The organism is Micromonospora sp. NBC_00860 (assembly GCF_045207375.1).
Lineage (GTDB): Bacteria > Actinomycetota > Actinomycetes > Mycobacteriales > Micromonosporaceae > Micromonospora > Micromonospora vinacea.
This window is the reverse complement of the sequence record NZ_CP108825.1, coordinates 154825-172522: the sequence shown is the minus strand read 5'-3', so window position 1 is coordinate 172522 and position 17698 is coordinate 154825. Positions and strand designations below refer to the sequence as shown.

Sequence of the window (17698 nt, the reverse complement as noted above, 5' to 3'; positions counted from 1 at the left end):
TCTTGATCGTGTCCACGAACGAGTCTCAGGCGGGGGCGCGTAGCGCAGCATGCCGGCATCGGGCGCCTCTCGTGATCCACTCTGCCTATTTCCTGTTATGCCAATTGACACAACATCATCCAGCCCATAAATTCTCCGCCATGGATGAGGTCAGACGGCCCGGACGGCCTCGCAAGACCCCCGGCCAGCTCGCCCGATGGACTCCACCGGAGGGCTGGTCGCGCCTGGTCGCCTGGCTCTCGCCAGAGGAGAAGAGGGCGCTCAAGCACGTCGCCGTCGAGGCCGATGTGGCCGTGGCCGATCTGGTTCGTGCGTTGGCCAGCGGTCTGGTCGACGGGGTCATCACCGCCGACGAACTGATCGGGAAGGTCAGGAGAGGGGCACAGGTCATGGAGAAGATCCCCACGCTGTTCGAACGCGACGAGCACTTCCGGGTCGTCGACCGCCCCAGGCCGGATTGCGCCTGGGTGTTCGACGGCGAGGGCTCCCCAACCGAGAAGCTCGACGGTTCCAACGTGCGCCTCACCGTCCGCTCTGGACAGTTGGTGCGAGTGGAGAAGCGCCGCAACCCCAGCAAGGCGCAGAAGCAGCAGGGCATCGTCGATGGGTGGTATGTCGACACCGACGATCACGCCGCGGAGGACAAGTGGATTCTGGTCGCTGCCCGCCACACCGACGTGTCGGACTGGCCCGACGGCGAGCACCCGTGCGAGGCGCTCGGTCCCCGCGTTCAAGGCAACCCACTTGGCCTGGAAGAGCACACATGTGTGCCGTTCAACCTCCACGTGCCCGCCCTGCTGGACGCGCCCCGCAGCTATTCCGAGCTGCAGGACTATCTAGCCGCGTTGGAGAGCCGATTCGCCCCGGGCCATCTGGCCGAGGGCATCGTGTTCCACCACCCGGATGGCCGGCGGGCCAAGATCAAGCGTAAGGATTTCCCCCGCAGCGCGTGATCCGTCGTCACACCCAGGGCGCCAGGGTTTCTTGTAAGACGGCAGGACAGAGAGCAGACGCTTACTACAGCACCACTGAGATCATTTCGATGTCGCACATCGTCACGTGGGGCTCAACCAGTCGCTTGGCCTCCTGGGCATCCTTCTCGGTGAGGAAGACGCCCAAGTTGTGCCACCTCCGACGGCCGTCCTGCTCGGTCAACGCCTTCAGCAGGTGCAGGTAGCGGTGTCGTTCCCGGCGTACGCCCTCCGGAAGGCCGCCGAGGAACGCCTCCGCCACCTTCTGTGGCGAGGCGATGTCCAGCTCGCCGCCAACTCCCACAGTTCATCGCGAGCCAGCCGCAGAGCGAGCGCCTCGCTGTGGTCGCTGTCGCCCCAGTTCGCTCGGACTCTCGCGTCGTCGGCGAATCGAGCCCGCAAGGCCCTGTCCCGGAACTGCGGCGTCGGCACGAGGAACGCTGCCTGCCCTGTCGGCCCAAGGACCGCACTGGTAGCTCTCAGTCCTGAGTCCGGTGCTGCGGGATCCGCCCTCGAGTACCCAGCCTAGGTGATCGCAATTTCACCCACAGTAGTCACGCGAGCAGATCATAGGGCGTGAGGGCGGAGCAGCTCCCCCTCGCTGGACGTGCCGGTAGCATGACTTTGGGAAGTATTAGCAGTTCAAATGCTTGATCACTGATCAAGCAGAATATTGTGGACGGTGAGACATCTACATTCGCCCCTCGCCACGGATAGTAATTAGCTAACCGGGGATGACGAGGGGAAATGATGAACGAAACGCTGGCGACGGCCGTCTCCGATCACGGAGCGTTGGCCTTGGCTCTTGCCATCGCCGGAACGGCGGCAGGGTTGGTACGCGCATACGTTGCGCACCGAACACGTCTGCACGAGGAGCGTGAGGCGTCGACACGAACCGCCGCCCGGGCGACCTGGCTGATCAGGCTGGCGGAGGCCGAGCACGATGTCGTGCGGATCGTGGAGCGTGATCGGGACGGGCATCGCGAGGTGGAGCTGGGCAGCCGCGACGCGACGCGGCGCGACGACACCAGGGAGGCCGCGTGATGGGGGTGGAGGGCACCGCCGCCCTGACACCGGAGCCGGTCGACGGTGAAGCGGCGCGCAGGGCGGAGGCCACGCGCCTCAAGGCAGAGCACGACCAGGAGTTCGCCGCTTTCGCCGAGGGCAGCTACCACACGGTGGAGCGAATTCTCCGGGCGGCGTGCTGGGATCGCGAGGTGGTTCAGGACGCTCTCAACGAGGCGTACCTGCACGGGCGCGTCCAGTGGTTCAAGATCCGCACCTACACGGAGCCGATCGGCTGGGTGATCATCACGGCCCGAAACAAGATCCGCAAGGAGTTGCAACGACGTCAGCGCGAAGCCGCCGTGGCGCCGGAGGACCTGCCCCCGGCACCGCACACCGACATCGCCGACGTATGGGAGGCACAGGAGACGCTGAGGAACTGGATGCACCACCTTCCGTCGCGGCAGGCCGAGGTGTTCCAGATGTCTCGTGAGGGTTTCTCCAACCAGGAGATCGCGCGCATCCTCGGATTGGCCGAATCCAGCATTCGCTCCTACAAGCTCGCTGCCAGGAAACGCCTGCGTGAGCTGGCCGAGGAAGCCGGCTACACGGACTCGGAAGGCCGCCGGCGCCAGGGAGGCAGCCGTGGACCTCGATGACATTCTGACGTTGGCCGAGACCAACCAGCCCAGTCCTCTGGAACTCGCCCGTGCACGCCGCGTGGCGCGAAAGGCGCAGGGCGAGTACGACCTGTCCGTCGCCGAGGGATACGAGATCATTGTCGACGCCGACCTCGTCGATCCGCTGACCGCGGTTGTCGACGAGGCGACCAGAGTCGCCCGTGCCGCGCAGCTGGCGAAGCTCGGCACGATCACCTGGACGACCGGTGGAGGGAAGTCCGATGGTTTCGGGCGCCTCATCTGGTCGGATGAGATGGCGATGATCTTCGGGCATGCTCCGGGAACACTGCGGCTCACGCCCGAAAGGCTTGCCAACCTCGTCCATCCCGCAGACGTGGAGACGGTCCGCAAGGTTGTGCGGACGGCATGGGACCGCCGCCGCCCCGAGGAGGTCACGTTCCGGGTGATCCAGCCGGGTGGCACCGTCCGCCACGTGCACTGCCACATCGAGATTCTCACCACCGACGGCACACCATCGGGAATCATCGCCACCGGCGCAGATGCCACCGCGCTCGAACTTGCCCGGCAAGAACGTCGCAGGCTCGCCACTCGCAGCAAAATGCTGTGCGCCGACCTGGCCGCGCTGGACCTTGTCACCGGACTGCCGACCCGCAGCTACCTGACCGACGAGGTCGACCGAGCCCGTCGCACCACTGGCGGAGCACTCATCGTCGTGGCAACCGAACCCACCACCCGGCCACCCGACGCGCTCACCGACGAGAACCACGACGACCTGACGGCAGAGATCGCACAGCACCTGCGAACGATCGTGGGCGACGAGGTGACGTGCGGTCTGGTCGGCCCCGGCCTGTGGGGCGTACTCCTCGCTCCGGCCGAAGGGCACACGGAGGCTCCCGAGGCCCTGGCGGCTCGGATCGTCGACACGTTCCGACGCCACCTGTTCAGCGTCCAGCACAAGACCTTGCGCCTCAACACGTCGGCGGGCCTGGTGCTCTTCGGCAGCGGGGTGTCGGCAACCGGGTTCGACCTGCTCGTCGACGGCGAACACGCGGCGCGTGACGCGCGCAGCGACGGCGTCCCGACCACCGTCCTCAGTGAGCCGGTGGCGACCAGGGACCGGATAGACAGATGCCGGTCACAGGTACGACAGGCGGTGTCTGCCAACAGGTTCGCCCTCTACGCTCAGCCCATCGTCGAGCTCCGCCTCAACGAGGTCACTCGCCACGAGATCCTGTTGCGGGTTCGGAGCGATACCGGCCAGTCCGTGGCACCGTGGGCTTTCCTCGACATGGCCGAGCGCGTCGGCGAGATCCTCACCGTGGACAAGTGGGTCATCGACCATGCCCTCGAACTGATCGGCCGCGGCGCCCAGACCTCCCACTACCAGGTCAACATATCCGGCAAGTCCCTCGCCGACCCGGGGCTGCTCACCTACGTGACGGAGGCGATCCGCCGACACGGGGTGAAGCCGGAATGCCTGACCTTCGAGATCACCGAAACCACCCTCATCGAGAACCGCAACGAGGCCCTCGCCTTCGCAACGGGGATCAGGGAGATCGGCTGCCACCTCGCGTTGGACGACTTCGGTACGGGATACGGCGCCCTCGCTCACCTGAAGTACCTGCCGGTGGACCTGGTAAAGATTGACGGGGTCTTCATCGTCGATCTCTGCCGATCGCCCGCCGACCAGGCCGTCGTCTCGAAGCTGGTGGAGCTGTGCCACACGCTCGGCATCCGTGTTGCTGCTGAATATGTCCAGGACGAGGAGACGCTCGAATTTCTGCAGAGGTGTGGAGTCGACTTCGCCCAGGGCTACAAGACCGGACGACCCGAACCGATTGCGGTGAGCCCCGAGAAGCCGGTGCGGACGATCGAACTCGAACTGCGGCTCCCGCCGCAGCAGACCGCCATGGGCTGAGTAGGAGCCAGAGACGTGAGCCAACGCGGCTGCGCCACGGTGCCGTCGATGCGATCACCCGTCACGCATCGGGCCCCCGACGAAGATGGCTGGGCGGTTAGACGTCGAGGTCGATCTGTAAGCCCTACATGGTCGACCTCGACGTTCTGGCGCCGGGTGTGGCCGGCGTCGACGGCGGTCGGACGGTCGCCTTCCAGGCCACTAACCTCGGCGATGCCCACCGGCTGATTCAGCTGCTCGTGCAATTCACACGCCATCGAGCCCAGCTAAGACGTGAGGCCTGCCTTCGGCCAGTGTTGCCGGGCAGCTAGGCCGATATCGCCAGCAATGCAGGATTCAGATGCCGCCGGGCGTTCCACCGTCACTGCCATGTGCGGCATCGTGCGAAATCTTCTCGTTTCCGCCGCCACCCTTGCCGCGGAGGGTGCCGCGTTGGGTTCGACGCCTGTCGCGCTCGATCTGGCGAGCAGCAACCGCGCTGCCCGCATCACTTCCGCACGGTCCTGCGGCTGAGCCGCATGCCTGCGACGACGCCACAGCAGACCGGCGGCAGCAAGTCCGACTGCCAGTACTACAGCCAGCAGCCCCCACGCCGCTGAAATGCCACTCATACGGCGACGCTACTCACTGTCGACCGCGACCAGCATCAGGCGAATAGGTCGACGCGTCCATCGCCCACCGACAACAGAGCCCCGGTCGAGCGTCCCCGCTCCTGCTGCCACACGACGGGCCGCAGAGCCATCTCCGCCGGGAGTCTCACACACCGTGGGGGCGAGGACTTCCGGCCAGTCCGTGGGTGCAGAGCGATCCGCGATACGTCTTGCTCCGTCGCTGAGCAAGACGGGGACCTGTTCGAGGACGATCTGGGCCGGGTGGCGGGCCGACTAGACCGAGCAGCGGGTAGTGCTGCTGTGGAACTGGCGATGCCCGCTGCGATGGCGTCCTGGTGGACTCGCTGGCAACCCTCGACGATCCACACCGCCCTACGGGCGGGCGCAGACCTGACGGACATCACGAAAGCGACCGGCATCGATGCGAGCGAGGTCGTCCGGCGGTGGCGGCGATGGGCTGATGTCCAGATGCGGCTTGAGGTCCGGGCCATCGAGCGACGGCTCGGGCCGGGGGTGGTTCGAAGAAAGCCGTGCACGTCCCGATCCCAGCGCCCGTCCGCCGTCGCCGCTGCGTAGTCCTCAGGCACCAACAACGCGTCCCAGGTCTTCGAGGCCCAGTGTGAGGCGGTCAGCTCGCTCGCGGCGGATCGGCTGACGCTTCCTGGCTGTACCCACGGCAACAGCATCGGCTCGATGCTGGCAAGCAACAAGTCGGCGGACTGGCAACCAGCCCTCGATGCGCGACTGCCGGACCCTTACCGTCCTCTACGTGGACATGGCGGAATTCTGGCAGTTCCTGGAGCGATCAGCCGAGGAGACGACCGACCCGGCCCAAAGGCTCGACTGGTTGGCATACCGGCTCAGCCGCGTCTCTCTTGACCACATCGCCGACTTCCAGCTCTACCTGGAGGCCGTACGCCGCCCGATCGATACCTACGCCATGTGGGGCGCGGCCAACCAGATCATGGACGGCCTCTGTAGCGGCGATGCGTTCTGGTACTTCCAACCATGGCTCATCGGCCAGGGCGAGCGCTGGTGGCATCACGCCGCCCACAACCCTGACAACCTCGCCGACCTGCCCGCCGTTCGGGCGCTCGCCGGAAGCAGCCCCCGGGAATGGGCCGACGCGGACTGGCCGCACTGGGAAGGACTCGCCTACGTGGCACCCCGCGCCCACGACCACATCACCGGGCGTGAAGACAGCCTCGATGAAGCGCTGGACGCCCGGGGCCACCGCACGTACGTCGACCCGGAACCAACCGATCAACCCTGGGACAGCGACAGCCTCGCCCAGATCGAACAACGCCTGCCGCGCCTCGCGCGCTTGTTCCCGCGTAGCGCCATTGACGCCGGGCGGGGTGGCGTAGGGGATCGGGCAGCCGGGGGATAGGTCACGCCCTGGGCCTCGTCGTCATCGGCCGCGGGCGGTACCCACGAGAGTCCGCGGGCAAGCAGCTCTCCTGCGCGGCAGCGATCGCCCTGCCCTCGACAGCTAGCAACCCCGACGGCGATCGTCCCGCCGGATCCCGTCCATACGCCGCCCGGTTGCTCACCCGCGTTAATGGGACATCACGCCGGGGCTGCCCGAGACGGACAACTTCCAGCACTGGCCGCCGTGGCGACAGCTCGTCGTCGAGACCGCCCGCCGCGTGCTCGACTACACCGGCGGCACTCTGGTGATGCCTATGACCGTCCTGGTGGAGCAGTACTGGCGCGAAATCAACGGGGGCCTCGCCCAGCACGCCATACCGGTAAGGCACTTCGTCCTCCACGCAGACCAAGACACCCTCCGCAGGCGTATCGAGGGGGAACACCCCGTCCCCTCCCCGTTCCGCCTCAAATACCTTGAGCCCTACGCCGAGGCGGCCCGCACGTGGCTGCATGCCGAGGCCGAGGTCGTTGACACCACGCACCTCACGCCCGCCCAAGCAGCCCAGCAGATCGTCCTCCGAGCTACCGGGGGTAGCTACGTCGATCAGTAGAGCCATCGGTCGAGCACTGCGGGCCAGAAATGGGTTGTATGGTCGCCGTCCCCGAACGCGGGCGGGTCAAGGGCTTTGATTCGCTCCAACAGGTCGGCGAGCTCCGCGAGTGCTTCGTCTTCGGCCTGTCCGTCCTCGTCCCAGCGGTCGACGACGGTTGAGCTGGTCAGCCAGCTACCAACCATGTGCAGCGAACACAGCCAGTGGGTGATCGTCGAGTTGACGAACCCGGTGCTGCCGTCCGACGACCAGATCTGCACCTCACCGGTCCCCGGCGCGGCACCGTACACCCAGTCCAGGTCATCGGCGTTCGCCAACCGGTACATCGTCGGCTCTGCGTGGAATGACACCGCGCTCACGAGGTCATCGATCAGCGGTACGCCAGAGGAGACCAGCGCGGCCTTCTGCGGCTCGGGAAGCCGCCACGTCGCCACGTCCAGCTCGGTAGCACGCACCACCCGCCCAGTACCGGCCCAGGCCGTGACCGCCCCGAACGCGGGAGGCAACGGAAGATCATCAACGGGCACGCCAACGAGGGTAGTCCGGCCACGGTTCCAAGCAACCAGCGTTCGTTGTGGCGGCCAGGCATCCGATCATTGACCGGGCGGCGGGTCGTGCTGCTGCGGACTCAGTGCGGACCGAGGGCGTCGACCCGGACCTCGATGCGGTGCGTCCGGGCCATCGACAGCATGGCTGACCAGGGAAACGGCTGGTGGGGCGGGCGGGACTCGAACCCGCAACCGAGGAATTTTGAAATCAAAATGCTCCCCCCGCCGACCTGGGCGTGTGGGCGTCTAGCAGCGGAAACCCTCCTCGACATTTCACACCGTTCCCCCGCTATCGGTCGGCCTCTTGCGGACCAGATGCGGGCCGCCCGCTCACCTTCGGTTCGAAGCGATCGGCTCAGGGCCCCGTCCGCGACCGCACTGCACTGCACTGCACCGCACCGCACCGCACCGCACTGCACTGCACTGCACTGCACTGCACGAGAGCCTGCCACCGCCGTAAGACGTGAAAATCTGGAACGGACGCGCGAGGTCAGCCTTGCTCGGCGTTGCTAACGTCGGGGCGACGTCCGGAGGGGCCAACGGGGAGGACGACGCGGTGGCCAGCAGCGGAAGTGCAGCGGCCTTGGCGAATCGGCGTGCTTGCGCGCCGATGGTCGTGATCGGCAGCGTCGTCGCGTTGGCCGCCCTCATCACGCCGGGGTACCGGCTGGGTACCGACTCGCGGGTCGAGCACGTAGAGGTCGTCATCCTCCTGGCGCTGGCTCCGGGAGCCCTTCTGGTGCTGTCCTGGCTCGTCCGCCTTGTGCAGTGGTGGGGTGCCGCTCGTGCTCCCGCGAGGCGCGTCATGGTAACCGCGCATCTGGCGCAGTCGCCGCAGCCGGGAAGTGCGGGGCGGGTCACCGCTGCGGCGGACGCCGTGAGCGCCGCCGGAGGGATCGACACCAGTCCCAAGGGATACGCCGTGTGGCTGACGGTGAGCGGCCGGGACGGCCGTGTCCTGCACCAACGCGTCGTCTGGGAACCGTGGTTGCGCGAGCTGACCAGGCCGCGTCAGGCCACAGTCCGGCACGGGTCCGGCGTCAGCGTGGTCGACGTGGCCGGGTACGGGCGGCTCTGGCCGGCGAGTCTCACGCTGCGCCGTCGTCCCTACGGAGTCAGACTCATCCCGTTCCGCAAGGCCCGGAGGCTGCCGAAGGAGAACAGCCTCTCGTACGGCCGTCTGGCCTACTTTCTTCTCCTGCTCGTCCTGCCCTGCCTGGCCGGCGCCGTCACCCAGGGTGCGTGGGCGCTGCTCGGGTGGTGGGTGGCGTACGTCGTCGCCTCGATGGCCGCCGCCGGAGCCTGGTTCGGCATCATCCCGCCCGGCGTGCTTCCGGAAGCAGCCCGTCGGGGCCGCGCCCCGACGACATCGTGACCACGGACGCGATCGAGCGGACAGGCGGCGACCTCGGCCAGCTCCGTGAAGCGCTACTCGGCAGCATCGCCCTTCGACGGGAAGACGGCTGGTGGGGCGGGCGGGACTCGAACCCGCGACCGAGGGATTATGAGTCCCCTGCTCTAACCGGCTGAGCTACCGCCCCGAACACCGCGCCGGATCTTATCCCGCTCGGCGATCAGCAGCCAGCACCGAGCCGGCCGGCGCCCACGCCTGCACCAGCACGATGGGCAACAGGAATATAACAGCGTGCTCGGGTACGACTGTCAGCCGGCGCGCAGCTCGTCGAGCACGGCGCCGGCGGCGCGCCAGCCGCTGGTGAGAGCGCCCTGGATCGATGGGCTGTCCCTGTGGTCACCGGCCACGAACAGGCCCTCCCCCAGTGCCACCGGCTTGCGTAGCCGTCCCTGCGGCGGTGGCGCGGCGGGTAGCGCCTCGGGGATGGCCACTGTGGTGAGGTGGGTCCAGTCGGCGGTGGAGCGCCCGTACAGCCGGGTCAACTCGGCCCGGATGGTCGGCTCGGGTGGGGCCGTGGGGCCGACCACCGAGGTGGCGATGAGGTGCCGTCCGGCGGGCGCGTACGTCGCGGTGGCGTTGCTGAGCACCACGGTGTTGGCGACGAGTTCGCGTCGGTCGCCGTCGACGAGCAGGATCGGCTCGGTGAGCGGCGGCTCGGGGGCGCTGTGGTAGTAGGTGGTGTAGCTGTGCATGCGTACCGTCGCCAGGGCCGGCAGCAGCGCGGACGCGGCGGGTGGGTCGACGGCGACCACGACGGCCCGGCAGCTGATGTCGCCGGCCTGGGTGCGGACCCGGCCGGGGGTGACCTCCGCGACCGGGGTGTCCAGGTCGAGCAGGTCGGCGGGCAGCGGTGCGGCGATGGCCCGGGGCAGCGCGGCCATCCCTTCGGCGGGCAGGCCGATCCGGCCGCGGGCGAAGGAGCGCAGCACCATCGCCAGTACGTGACTGGAGGTGGAGAGTTCCCGGTCGATGAACACGCCGGACAGGAACGGTCGCAGCAGTTCCTCGATGATGGCGTCGGAGAGGCCGGCGCGGCGCAGCGCCGTCTCGGTCGTGGTTTCGGGTGCGGCGAGCAGTCGGGACGCGGGGAGGGTGGCGCAGCCGGTGGCGAGCGCGGCGAAGCGCAGCCGGTCGAGCAGGGAGCCGACGCCGGCGAGTGCGGTGCCGGGCCCGCCGGTCGGCTCGCGTAGCGGGTTGACCAGCCGCAGCAGGTTGTCGCCCTTGCGGACCAGCACGCCGGAGGTGAAGTAGCCGAGGTTGAGCTGGTCGGTGTCGAGCAGCGTGCCGAGCCGCGGGTAGGCGGTGTTGAGCACCTGGAAGCCCCGGTCGATGAGGTGACCGTTGACGACGTCGGTGGCGACCCGGCCGCCGAGCCGGCCCTCGGCCTCCACCAGCCGCCAGGGCACGCCGGCGCGGTGCAGCCGGCGGGCGGCGGCGAGGCCGGCCAGGCCGCCGCCGACGATGACCACATCGGTTTCAGCCAGCACCGCGCGCCTCCCGCTCACCGTTCGCCCGGGACAACCGGCCCGGCCACCAGATCTTCGGCCCGATGTCGTACGCGAGTGCGGGCACCAGCAGCGACCGGACGATGATGGTGTCGATCAGTACCCCGATGGCGACCGCCGTACCCAACTCGACGAGCACCACGAGTGGCAGGACGGCGAGGGCGGAGAAGGTCGCGGCGAGCACGATGCCGGCGGAGGTGATCACCCCGCCGGTGACGGCGAGGCCGGCGAGCACCCCGGCGCGGGTGCCGCGCTTGACCGATTCCTCGCGGACCCGGCTCATCAGGAAGATGTTGTAGTCGATGCCGAGCGCGACCAGGAAGACGAACGCGAACAGCGGGAACGACGAGTCCACGCCGGGGAAGTCGAAGACGTGGCGGAACAGCAGCGCGCAGAGGCCGAGCGTCGCCGCGAAGCTGAGCAGCACTGTGGCGATCAGCAGCACCGGGGCGAGCAGGGCGCGCAGCAGCAGCGCCAGGATGACGGCGATGACCACCAGCACGACCGGGATGATGACGTTCTGGTCGCGCTTCGCGGCGTCCGACGTGTCCACGTTGATCGCGGTGAAGCCGCCGACCACCGCGTCTGCGCCGGGCACCTGGTGCACGGCCACCCGCAGCTCGCGGATGGTCCGCTCGGCGCCGTCGCTGTCGGGTGGGTCGGCCAGGGTCGCCTCCAGTTGCACCCGCCCGTCGACGACCTTGGGGGCGACGTTCGGGTCGGGTGGGCCGGTCTGCGGGCCGGCCGTGAGGGGGCGGACGTCGGCGACGCCGGGCACGTCCTTCGCCACCTGGGCGACCTGTCGGGCGGTCTGTTCGGTGGTGAAGATGGTGGCCGGGCTGCCGGTGCCGGCCGGGTAGTGCCGGGCGATCACCTCCTGGCCGTCGACCGAGTCGGTGCGCTGGGTGAACAGGTCGGACTGGCCGAGGGTGGTGGCGCCGAGCTGGGTGAGGCCGAGGGTCAGCAGGGCCAGCACGACGGCGGTGGTCAGCCAGATCGGGCGGGCGTGCCGGGCCACGAAGCCGGCCACGCGGCTCCAGATGCCGTGTTCGGCCCGCGGGTCGGCCTGGTCGGCTTGGGGCCGGCGGGGCCAGAACGCCCACCGTCCGCCGAGCACCAGCAGCGCGGGTAGGAAGGTGAGCATCACCAGCAGGGTGGCGGCGATGCCGATGGCGGCGACCGGGCCGAGCGCCCGGTTGGAGTTGAGGCTGGACAGCAGCAGGCAGAGCAGGCTGACGATGACAGTGCCGCCGGAGGCGATGATGGCCGGCGCGGCGCCCTTCCAGGCGGTCTTCATGGCGCCCCAGGGGCGGTCGTGCCGGTGCAGTTCCTCCCGGTAGCGGGCGATCAGCAGCAGGGCGTAGTCGGTGCCGGCGCCGAAGACCAGCACGGTGAGGATGCCCTGGGCCTGCCCGTTGAGCTTGACCACGTCCGCGTCGGCGAGCAGGTAGACGAAGACCGAGGCGAGGGCGTACGACATTCCGGCGGCGAGCAGCGGGAAGATCCAGAGGACCGGGCTGCGGTAGACGATCAGCAGGATGACCAGCACCACGACCAGGGTGACCAGCAGCAGTGGTCCGTCGATGGCGGAGAAGACCTCGATCAGGTCGGCGAGCAGGCCGGCCGGCCCGGAGACGTCCACTGTGAGCCCGTCCCGGTCACCGCCGGTGATGTTGCGGAGCTGCTCGACGACCGCGCCGATCTCCTCGCCCTCGGCGTCGTCCACGGGTACGACGACCTGGAGGGCCTGGCCGTCGTCGCTCGGGATGGGCGGTGGCAGCGGGGTGACCACGCCGGGGATCTGGGCGAACCGGGCGGCGTCGGCGCTGACCCGTTGCCGGTCGGCGTCGGTGATCCCGGCGGGTCGCTCGTAGACGACAAGCGCCGGGATGGTCTGCCGGTCGACGAACTCGCCGGCGAGGTCCTGGGCGCGGGTCGCCTCGGCGTCGGTGGGTAGGAAGGCCGCGTTGTCGTTGGTGGCGACCTCGCTGAGGCGCCCCGCGTACGGGCCGGACACGCCGCCGATCACCAACCAGGCCAGCACGACCGCCACCGCGATCAGCGTGGCCTTGCCGCCTCGTCCGGACATCCGCACTCACCCCAAGGATCGACGCATCAATCGACGCAGCGGTAAGCCTCAGTCGACATCGACCATCCTGCCGGGCAAGCAGGTCGAGGGTGGGTGAAACCGGGTCACGCATACGAAAACGCCCGCCGGCCGGTGGCTGACGGGCGTACGTGGAAAAGCTCCCCCGATTGGACTCGAACCAATAACCTGCCGGTTAACAGCCGGCTGCTCTGCCAATTGAGCTACAGGGGATCGTGCTCCGCGCGACTTCGGATCTCCCCGACGCCGTGCGACGGGACAAGAGTACAGGACATCCCCGGGTGGTGGTCCAGTGGGTTCCCTCCCCGCTGTCGCATTGACAATAGGGGTAAATCGCCATCCCGGCACAAGCATGCTTGAGCGGAGAGCAGGATGGGTAGTTAGCTGCGGACAGAGGACGCAGGCGCGAACAGGTCGCCTTCCGACGGGGCAACTCGCCGGGGTGACGGCGCGTCAGGTACGGAAGGAGCCGCCATGCGCGGAAAGATCATGTTTCTTGGCGGGCTGGCTGCGGGATTCGTCCTGGGCGCCCGTGCCGGCCGGGAAAAGTACGAAGAGCTCGTGGTTCGGGGCCGCAAGGTGCTCGACCACCCGACCGTCCAGGAGGCGGCCGGGGTCGCGCAGGCCCAGGCCAACAAGCTCTACAGCGAGGGCAAGGACAAGCTCGGCCAGACCAAACTGGGCGAGAAGCTGGGCAACGGTAACGGCAGCACCGGCAAGCAGGAGCTGACCGCCGCCGACGACGCGTTCGCCGGCACGCCCGCCACCGTGGGCGCCAAGGCGGGCACCAGCACGGTCGGCACGACCTCCGGGTCGCCGTCGTCCACCAACAACCCCCGCACCAAGCCGTCCGGCTCGGGCACGAACGCCAGCACGCTCTGACCAATCGCACGTCGACGGGCCGGTCGCCGCAGGGCGACCGGCCCGTGGTCTGTCCGACGTGCGGTCAGTCCTTGCTGCTGAACGCCGCGTCGAAGGCGGCGCTCGGTGCGTCGAAGGCGAGCCGGCGGACGAACTGCAACGCCTCCGGGGCACCGACCAGCCGGTCCATGCCGGCGTCTTCCCACTCGACCGAGATCGGGCCGGTGTAGCCGATCGCGTTCAACGCGCGGAAGCAGTCCTCCCAGGGCACGTCGCCGTGGCCGGTGGAGACGAAGTCCCACCCGCGGCGCAGGTCGGCCCAGGGCAGGTGCGAGGCGAGCCGGCCACGCCGGCCGTCGCCTGTACGCACCTTCGCGTCCTTGCAGTCCACGTGGTAGATCCGGTCGGCGAAGTCGAAGATGAAGTTCACCGGGTCCAGCTCCTGCCAGACGAAGTGCGACGGGTCCCAGTTCAGCCCGAACGCGGGCCGGTTGCCGATCGCCTCCAGCGTCCGCTTCGTCGTCCAGTAGTCGTACGCGATCTCGCTGGGGTGCACCTCGTGCGCGAACCGCACCCCCACCTCGTCGAACACGTCGAGGATGGGGTTCCACCGGTCGGCGAAGTCCTGGTAGCCGCGCTCGATCATCGACGGCGGCACCGGCGGGAACATCGCGAGGGTGTGCCAGATCGACGAACCGGTGAAGCCGACGACCGTCTTCACCCCGAGCTTCGCCGCCGCCCGCGCGGTGTCCTTGATCTCCTCGGCAGCCCGCTGGCGGACCCCCTCGGGCTCCCCGTCGCCCCAGATGCGGCCGGGCAGGATGTCCTGGTGCCGCTCGTCGATCGGGTGGTCGCAGACCGCCTGACCAACGAGGTGGTTGGAGATCGTGAAGACCTCAAGGTTGTGCTTCGCGAGGGTCTCCCGCTTGCGCTCGACGTACGAGTCGTCGGCGAGCGCCTTGTCGACCTCGAAGTGGTCGCCCCAGCAGGCGATCTCCAGACCGTCGTAGCCCCACTCGGAGGCGAGCCGGCAGACCTCTTCGAACGGAAGGTCGGCCCACTGGCCGGTGAAGAGCGTGATGGGTCGCGCCATTGTCCTTCTCCCCTGTTGTGATGGGGATTCCTTGTGCGGACCGGGGCGAGGGTGACCGGACGTGCGCGGCACCCGAGCGGTCACCGGTGGGTGCGGAACACACCTGAGCCCGGCGGGTTGCGCCTCCCACCGGGTCACCGGCCACCAGCACGGTCGCCGACCCCCACCCTATTTCCGCAGTGCCCCCTCGGGGAAGCCCCACGGTCGGCCGATCATCCGATCATTTCCTCGGGCGCGGGCAGGACGGCCCGCACGGTGAAGCCGCCACCGGCCCGGGGGCCGGCGGAGAACGTGCCGCCGAGCCGCTCGGCGCGCCTGCGTACCCCGAGCAGACCCCGACCGGCGGTCTGGGTGCCGCCGCCGGCCGGGGCGGGACCGGCGCCCTCGTCGCGGACCTCGATGGTGATGCCGGCGGCGTCGTAGCGCAGGCGGACCCCGACCGGTGCGCCGGGCGCGTGCCGGCACGCGTTGGTCAGCGCTTCCTCGATGATCCGGTACGCCACCACGTCGACCGGGCCGGGCAGCGGCCGGGGTTGCCCGGCCATGGTCCACCGCACCGGTTGACCGGCGGTGAAGCCCTCCACCAACGCGCCGAGGCGGTTCAGGCTGGGCGCCGGCTCGGACGGGTCCTCGGGCTCGTCGGCCCGGCCCAGCGCACCGAGCAGCTGATGGCCTCGCGCCAGCACCGTCCCACGCCACTGCGCGAACAACCCCATGCAGGTCAAGGTACGGCAGCAAGCTGCAAGCCGGTCCGCGCCGCCCCCCAGCCCGCCGATCTTGCACTTTGTGTCGACGAAACGCCGGCATTGCGGCATTCATCCCGACAGAAAGTGCAAGATCGACGGGGCGGGGGTGGGGTGCAGCGCGGGGCGGCGCGGGGGCGGCGCCCCGCCGGCGGGGTGGAGCCGGCGGGACGACGCGTCAGGGGGTTGGTTAGGGCAGGGTCCACTTCTGGTTGGCCGCGTTGAGGCAGGTCCAGAGGTGCACGATGGTGCTGTCGGCGGAGTTGTTGCCGGAGACGTCCAGGCACTTGCCCGACGACGGGTTGCGCAGGGTGCCGTCGGACGCGGCAGCCCAGTTCTGCGCGCCGCTGCCGTTGCAGGTCCAGAGCTGGATCTTGGTGCCGTTGGCGGTGCCGCTGCCGGAGACGTCCAGACACTTGCCCAGCGCCTTGATCGTCGAGCCGGACACGGTCCAGGTCTGCGCCGTGCTGCTGTTACAGGTGTAGATCTGAATCTGGGTGCCGTCGGCGGTGCCGGCATTGCGCACGTCCAGGCACTTGCCGGCGAGACCCTTGATCGGGCCGACCCCGGGGGTGCCGCCGCCCTTGACCAGGGTGAAATCGTCCAGGTCGAAGAGCCCAGTGCCACTGCCCGTGAAGGTGAGGTAGAGGTTCTGGGTGCTGGACGGGACGTTGGACAGTGCCGTGGAGACGTTGGCGAAGGTCGTCCAACTGCCGGTGTTGGGCACGGCGACCGAGCCGAGCACCGGGCCGGTGGCCGAGCCGGTGCGCACCTGGATGGTGCCGCCCGCGCCGCCGGAGACGACCCGGGCCGTGAACGAGGTGACCCCGGTCAGGTTGACCCCGTTGTACGCGACCCAGTCACCCGGGTCGATGTAACCGACGGTCTGCCCGCCGTTCGCGCCTTCCTTGGTGAACGCGGAGACGCCGTTGGCCGAGCTGAACGTCTCGGCCTGGATCGTGCCGGTGGGCGGCGGGGTGGTGCCCAACTCCTTGATCCGGATGTTGCGGAAGAAGGTGTCGTCACCGGTGCCGTGGTTCTGGATGCCGATGTGGCCGGCGAGCGAGCGGACCGGGTCGGTGTTGGTGAAGTCGTTGATCTTCACTCCGTTGAGGAAGACCTGCAGCCGTTCCCCCTCGACCAGCAGCTCGTAGGTGTTCCACTCCCCCGGCGCGTTGAGCGCCGCGTCGCGGGCGGCGATGTCGGCGGCCTTGTACGTGTAGATCGCGCCGGTGGTGCGGTCGACCGCGTCGGTGGCGTCGATCTGGACCTCGTAGCCGTTGTTGATCGCCGAATACGGGTCACTCGACGGCGGGAAGCCGATGAAGACGCCGGAGTTGTCGTCACCGGCCAGCTTCCAGTCCATCTTCAGCGAGTAATTGGTGAACTGCTTGGCGCTGTACCAGTACAGCCCCATGCCGCCGACCGAGGTCAGGGTGGCGTCGGCGTTGGTGAAGCTGCCCGGGCCGGCCTGTGACCAACCGGCCGTCGAGCCGTTGAACAGCGGGGTGTAGCCGGTCTCGGGCCGGCAGTCGGCCTTGCTCCGACCGGAGGCGTACCGGATGCCGCCGAGCAGGTGGTTCCGGAACCCCGACTCCGCGTACGACGCCTGGGTGTGCCCGGCCCCGGTGTAGAAGGACCGGCCGCCGCTGTAGCTCTTGCACCAGCTCAGCGGGTGGTCGGCGCCCATGCCGCCGCCGGAGTACGACGACTCGTCCAGGGTGGCCAGCACGTGGGCGCTCGACCGGGCGTTGGTGCGGTAGTTGTACCACTCGTCGGTGCGGGTCCAGGTCTGCGGAAGGTGGGCGGTGGCCGCGTGCCCCCGGTCCTCCACCTTCATGTTGGCCTGCTGGATGGCGGGGTGCGAGGCGAACCACGCGCCCACGAGGTTGCCGTAGAACGGCCAGTCGTACTCGGTGTCGGCCGCGGCGTGCACACCCACGTACCCGCGGCCCGAGCCGATGTACGACTCGAAGGCGGTCTGCTGGCTGGCGTTGAGCACGTCACCGGTGGTGTTGAGGAAGACGACGGCCTCGTACTGGTTGAGGTTGCTGGTGGTGAACGCGGCAGCGTCCTCGGTGGCGGTGACTGTGAAGTTGTTCGCCGCCCCCAGATCGCGGATGGTCTGGATGCCGACCGGGATCGCGTCGTGCCGGAAACCGGCGGTCTTGGAGAAGACCAGCACGTCGTACGGGGCGTCGGCGGCGCTGGCCGGGGTGGCCGGGGTGGTGCAGGCGATGACGGCGAGTGCGGCCATGGCCGCACCGAGGACGGGTCGCAGGCGTCTGCGCATATCGCT

At 68.8% G+C, this 17698-nt stretch carries 15 protein-coding genes, 2 tRNA genes and 1 pseudogene; 9 read left to right on the top strand and 9 right to left on the bottom strand.

Going from position 1 to position 17698, the window contains the following annotated elements:
* Window positions 1-140 precede the first annotated feature (140 nt).
* Window positions 141-953, top strand: coding sequence for a hypothetical protein (locus OH804_RS00815; protein ID WP_406062087.1), 813 nt, complete (start codon window positions 141-143; stop codon window positions 951-953).
* A 64-nt stretch (window positions 954-1017) separates the two neighbouring features.
* Here the strand turns inward: OH804_RS00815 and OH804_RS00810 are convergent, their stop codons facing one another.
* A complete protein-coding gene (locus OH804_RS00810) occupies window positions 1018-1275 on the bottom strand; it encodes a hypothetical protein (RefSeq protein ID WP_406062085.1) in 258 nt (85 codons plus the stop codon).
* 446 nt (window positions 1276-1721) lie between these two features.
* Between OH804_RS00810 and OH804_RS00805 the strand changes: the two genes are divergently transcribed.
* The 6 genes and pseudogenes from OH804_RS00805 to OH804_RS00780 all read left to right on the top strand — a co-directional run bounded on the left by OH804_RS00805 (window position 1722) and on the right by OH804_RS00780 (window position 7128).
* Window positions 1722-2015 (top strand): hypothetical protein, encoded by a 294-nt coding sequence (locus tag OH804_RS00805; RefSeq protein WP_406062083.1) that lies wholly within the window; start codon window positions 1722-1724, stop codon window positions 2013-2015.
* On the top strand, window positions 2015-2635 hold the full coding sequence (locus OH804_RS00800) for an RNA polymerase sigma factor (RefSeq protein ID WP_231392867.1): 621 nt from the start codon (window positions 2015-2017) through the stop codon (window positions 2633-2635). Before OH804_RS00805 ends, OH804_RS00800 begins: the two co-directional genes overlap by 1 nt.
* On the top strand, window positions 2622-4535 hold the full coding sequence (locus tag OH804_RS00795) for an EAL domain-containing protein (protein WP_406062081.1): 1914 nt from the start codon (window positions 2622-2624) through the stop codon (window positions 4533-4535). The genes OH804_RS00800 and OH804_RS00795 overlap by 14 nt, the downstream gene beginning before the upstream one ends.
* Before the next feature lie 914 nt (window positions 4536-5449).
* Window positions 5450-5722, top strand: a pseudogene (locus OH804_RS00790) (hypothetical protein); the annotation flags it as partial.
* Window positions 5723-5921: 199 nt separating this feature from the next.
* Window positions 5922-6536: a DUF4240 domain-containing protein gene (locus OH804_RS00785; RefSeq protein ID WP_406066381.1), complete on the top strand. Its 615-nt coding sequence runs from the start codon at window positions 5922-5924 to the stop codon at window positions 6534-6536.
* A gap of 259 nt (window positions 6537-6795) precedes the next feature.
* The gene (locus OH804_RS00780; protein WP_406062079.1) at window positions 6796-7128 is read left to right on the top strand and encodes a hypothetical protein; all 333 of its coding nucleotides are present in this window, start codon (window positions 6796-6798) and stop codon (window positions 7126-7128) included.
* On the opposite strand, the gene OH804_RS00775 is transcribed toward OH804_RS00780, so the two are convergent.
* A complete protein-coding gene (locus tag OH804_RS00775; protein ID WP_196919212.1) occupies window positions 7122-7655 on the bottom strand; it encodes an SUKH-4 family immunity protein in 534 nt (177 codons plus the stop codon). The two genes, OH804_RS00780 and OH804_RS00775, sit on opposite strands and share 7 nt — an antisense overlap.
* An 826-nt stretch (window positions 7656-8481) precedes the next feature.
* Here OH804_RS00775 and OH804_RS00770 point away from each other — a divergent pair.
* The gene (locus tag OH804_RS00770; RefSeq protein WP_406062077.1) at window positions 8482-9051 is read left to right on the top strand and encodes a hypothetical protein; all 570 of its coding nucleotides are present in this window, start codon (window positions 8482-8484) and stop codon (window positions 9049-9051) included.
* Window positions 9052-9140: 89 nt separating this feature from the next.
* Here OH804_RS00770 and OH804_RS00765 read toward each other — a convergent pair.
* The 4 genes from OH804_RS00765 to OH804_RS00750 form a co-directional block, all read right to left on the bottom strand.
* Window positions 9141-9217, bottom strand: a tRNA-Ile gene (locus OH804_RS00765).
* A 121-nt stretch (window positions 9218-9338) separates the two neighbouring features.
* Window positions 9339-10577 (bottom strand): FAD-dependent oxidoreductase, encoded by a 1239-nt coding sequence (locus OH804_RS00760; RefSeq protein ID WP_406062075.1) that lies wholly within the window; start codon window positions 10575-10577, stop codon window positions 9339-9341.
* Window positions 10567-12684 (bottom strand): MMPL family transporter, encoded by a 2118-nt coding sequence (locus OH804_RS00755; RefSeq protein WP_406062073.1) that lies wholly within the window; start codon window positions 12682-12684, stop codon window positions 10567-10569. Before OH804_RS00755 ends, OH804_RS00760 begins: the two co-directional genes overlap by 11 nt.
* Window positions 12685-12842: 158 nt before the next feature.
* A tRNA-Asn gene (locus OH804_RS00750) sits at window positions 12843-12915 on the bottom strand.
* Window positions 12916-13176: 261 nt separating this feature from the next.
* Here OH804_RS00750 and OH804_RS00745 point away from each other — a divergent pair.
* Window positions 13177-13584, top strand: coding sequence for a hypothetical protein (locus OH804_RS00745; RefSeq protein WP_196919216.1), 408 nt, complete (start codon window positions 13177-13179; stop codon window positions 13582-13584).
* 64 nt (window positions 13585-13648) lie between these two features.
* Here the strand turns inward: OH804_RS00745 and OH804_RS00740 are convergent, their stop codons facing one another.
* The 3 genes from OH804_RS00740 to OH804_RS00730 form a co-directional block, all read right to left on the bottom strand.
* Entirely contained in the window at window positions 13649-14656 is a 1008-nt protein-coding gene (locus tag OH804_RS00740; protein WP_030488695.1) for a sugar phosphate isomerase/epimerase, read from the bottom strand.
* Window positions 14657-14868: 212 nt separating this feature from the next.
* Window positions 14869-15372 (bottom strand): sensor histidine kinase, encoded by a 504-nt coding sequence (locus OH804_RS00735; RefSeq protein ID WP_406062070.1) that lies wholly within the window; start codon window positions 15370-15372, stop codon window positions 14869-14871.
* A 217-nt stretch (window positions 15373-15589) separates the two neighbouring features.
* The gene (locus OH804_RS00730; RefSeq protein ID WP_406062068.1) at window positions 15590-17692 is read right to left on the bottom strand and encodes a ThuA domain-containing protein; all 2103 of its coding nucleotides are present in this window, start codon (window positions 17690-17692) and stop codon (window positions 15590-15592) included.
* Between the last annotated feature and the right edge of the window lie 6 nt (window positions 17693-17698).